The organism is Kitasatospora putterlickiae, assembly GCF_039527695.1.
In the GTDB taxonomy this organism is placed as follows: Bacteria; Actinomycetota; Actinomycetes; order Streptomycetales; family Streptomycetaceae; genus Kitasatospora; species Kitasatospora putterlickiae.
Map to the genome: position 1 here is coordinate 1 of NZ_BAAAKJ010000398.1, position 1721 is coordinate 1721.

At 70.9% G+C, this 1721-nt stretch carries 1 protein-coding gene, 1 tRNA gene and 1 other RNA gene; 1 reads left to right on the plus strand and 2 read right to left on the minus strand.

The window, feature by feature from the left end; genetic code table 11:
* Together ABD308_RS34050 and ffs are read right to left on the minus strand one after the other, a co-directional pair.
* The coding region (locus ABD308_RS34050; protein WP_344343646.1) for a DNA polymerase III subunit gamma and tau at nucleotides 1–1286 on the minus strand (1286 nt) is incomplete at its 3' end.
* 74 nt (nucleotides 1287–1360) lie between these two features.
* Nucleotides 1361–1457: signal recognition particle sRNA small type (ffs, locus tag ABD308_RS34055), an RNA gene on the minus strand.
* Between the two features lie 130 nt (nucleotides 1458–1587).
* On the opposite strand from ffs, the gene ABD308_RS34060 reads away from it, so the two are divergent.
* Nucleotides 1588–1672 (plus strand) — tRNA-Ser (locus ABD308_RS34060).
* Nucleotides 1673–1721: the final 49 nt, after the last annotated feature.

Here is a 1721-nt window from a genome sequence, read left to right on the forward strand (position 1 = left end):
GGGGCAGGCTGCACCGGCTGCTGCTGCACCTCCGGCATCACCACCGGCGCCGACGGCATCGCCACCGGAGCGACCGCCGCCATCCCGCCGGCCAGTCCCCCGGCCACGCCGCCCGCCATCCCCCCGGCCGCGGCCCTGCGCTCCAACTTGTCCAACCGCGCCTGCAACGACAGCTCGTCGCTGTACGCGCCGGGCAGCATCACCCGGGCACAGATCAGCTCCAGTTGCAGCCTGGGCGCCGCGTTGCCGCGCATCTCCGTCAGCCCGGTGTTGACGATGTCCGCCGCCCGGCTCAGCTCGGCCGCCCCGAACCCGTCCGCCTGCGCCTGCATCACCGCGATCCGGTCCGCCGGGGCGTCGATCAGCCCCTTCTCCCCCGCGTCCGGCACTGTGGCGAGGATCACCAGATCGCGCAGCCGCTCCAGCAGGTCCGCGACGAACCGCCGCGGGTCGTGCCCGCCCTCGACCACCCGGTCGATCACCTGGAACACCGTCGCCCCGTCGTGCGCGGCGAACGCGTCCACCACCTCGTCCAGCAGCGCCGAGTCCGTGTACCCGAGCAGCGCGGTGGCCATCTGGTACGTGACCCCGCCCTCGCCCGCGCCGGCCAGCAGCTGGTCCATCACCGACATCGAGTCACGCACCGACCCGGCCCCCGCCCGCACCACCAGCGGGAACACCGGGTCCTCGACCTGGATCCCCTCCCGGCCGCAGACCTCGGTCAGGTAGTCGCGCAGCGTGCCGGGCGGCACCAGCCGGAACGGGTAGTGGTGCGTCCGGGACCGGATCGTCCCGATCACCTTCTCCGGCTCGGTCGTCGCGAAGATGAACTTGAGGTGCTCCGGCGGCTCCTCCACCACCTTCAGCAGCGCGTTGAAGCCGGCCGAGGTCACCATGTGCGCCTCGTCCAGGATGAAGATCTTGTACCGGCTGTGCACCGGCGCGAAGAACGCCCGCTCACGCAGCTCACGCGCGTCGTCCACACCACCGTGCGAGGCGGCGTCGATCTCGATCACGTCGATCGACCCGGGCCCGCCCGTGGCGAGGTCCTGGCAGGACTGGCACTCGCCGCACGGCGTCGGCGTCGGCCCCTGCTCACAGTTCAGGCAGCGGGCCAGGATGCGCGCACTCGTCGTCTTGCCGCAGCCGCGCGGGCCGCTGAACAGGTACGCGTGGTTGACCCTGTTGTTGCGCAGGGCCTGCTGGAGCGGAGCGGTCACGTGCTCCTGCCCGATGACCTCCGCGAAGGTCTCGGGGCGGTAGCGGCGGTACAGGGCTAGGGACACACCACCGACGATATCGGGACGGACCGACAAACGCGTCGCCCCTCACCCCCGGGCACCCCGCATACCCCCGGGAACGCAAAGACCCCCCGCGCACCCGCCAGAGCCCTCCTACCCTTGCTGCCTTCCAGCCCTGGGGGGATTCAGAGAGATAACGCCACACGAGGGGCTGCCCCCCACTCTACCGGATCCAGACCCCACCCCTCCACCACCACCCCACCCCCGCATCCGCAGGCCACCCCGACCCCTCACCTGCGACATACGTGGTCGCGACCACCCCGAAACATGTACTAAGCTCTCCCTCGGAGGATTCGCCTAGAGGCCTAGGGCGCACGCTTGGAAAGCGTGTTGGGGGCAACCCCTCACGAGTTCGAATCTCGTATCCTCCGCCGGCAGAAGGCCCGTACCGCATCACGCGGCCCGGGCCTTCGTCGTCTC